This window comes from Burkholderia lata (genome assembly GCF_902499335.1).
Taxonomy (GTDB): Bacteria; Pseudomonadota; Gammaproteobacteria; order Burkholderiales; family Burkholderiaceae; genus Burkholderia; species Burkholderia lata_B.
Genome location: NZ_CABVQK010000048.1, coordinates 1 through 1,258, shown reverse-complemented (window position 1 = coordinate 1,258; position 1,258 = coordinate 1). Strand labels below are relative to the sequence as shown.

The 1,258-nt window shown below is 61.8% G+C and carries 1 protein-coding gene; it reads right to left on the bottom strand.

Going from position 1 to position 1,258, the window contains the following annotated elements; genetic code table 11:
* Window positions 1-45: 45 nt before the first annotated feature.
* Window positions 46-1,251 carry an IS256 family transposase gene (locus BCO18175_RS40370; RefSeq protein WP_438820536.1) on the bottom strand — a complete coding sequence of 402 codons (1,206 nt, stop codon included), beginning with the start codon at window positions 1,249-1,251 and terminating at the stop codon, window positions 46-48.
* Window positions 1,252-1,258: the final 7 nt, after the last annotated feature.

The following is a 1,258-nucleotide window of genomic DNA, read 5'->3' as shown; positions in this document are numbered from 1 at the left end:
CCGAACCTGTCCGGATTTTTGTGGGCGAGGCGGTTGAACAGCGCGTTATCCGCGCGCCTGCATAAATCGGTCGCCGAACAGGATAGCAAACTGGTTCATCGCTGATTTCCAGTCGAAGGCGGCCCGCACGCTCTTGGCCAGTACATTGCGCAGCGCCAGCCAGAGCAGCTTGATCGCCGCCTCGTCATTCGGGAAGTGGCCGCGCGTTTTGATGATCTTGCGCAACTGCATGTTCAGACTTTCTATGGCGTTTGTCGTGTACACAACCCGTCGAATTTCCGGCGGGAACACGTAGAACGGTACGACGTGCTCCCATGCTCGCTGCCACGATTGCACGATGGTCGGATATTTCTCGCCCCACGGGCCATCAGCGAAGTCCTGTAACGCCTGCCTTGCCGCTTCTTCGCTGGCAGCCGCGTAGATCGGGCGCAGCGCCGTCGCGAGCGCCTTACGGTCCTTGTAGCTGGCGTACTCGAGACTGTTGCGGATCAGATGCACGATGCAGGTCTGCACGGTTGTCCGCGGGTAGGCTGCGCTGATGGCCTCGGTCAGCCCCTTCAGGCCGTCGACCACAGCTATCAGGATGTCTTGGCAGCCGCGCGTCTTCAGTTCGTTGAACACCTTGAGCCAGAACTTGGCACCCTCGGTCTGCTCGATCCAGAGGCCCAGCACGTCGCGCTGGCCGTCGGCCTGGATACCCAAGGCCAGATAGACAGCCTTGTTGCTGACCACGCCGTCGTCGCGGATCTTGACCCGCAGCGCATCGAAGAACACGACCGGGTACATCGGCTCAAGCGGACGGCTCTGCCAGCTCAGCGCCTCGGCCATCACCTCGTCGGTGACCGAGCTGATGAAGTCGGGCGAGACCTCGGTGCCATAGTGCTCGGCCAGAAATCCCTGAATCTCGCGCACGCTCATGCCGCGGGCGTACATCGCAATGATGCGCTCGTCGAAGCCGGTGAAACGGCGCTCATGCTTGGGGATCAGGATTGGCTCGAAGCTGCCGTTGCGCTCGTTGGCCTGACCGAGCGGCTTGGGCTGGCCAGGCGGGTAGCCCAGATGCAGATTCATCTCGGCGCCCATCGCACGTTCGATGACCGCCTTGTTGAACGCCAGCATCAAGTCCTGCACCTCGGCCGGCGTCATCGGCCCCTTGACCAACTGGTCCAGCAGTTCCTTGGGCAGTTCAGGCAGCGGCCCGCGGGCCGCTGCCTGACGCGCTACAGTTTGCCGTTTCTTCTTCATTGGCATATCCATG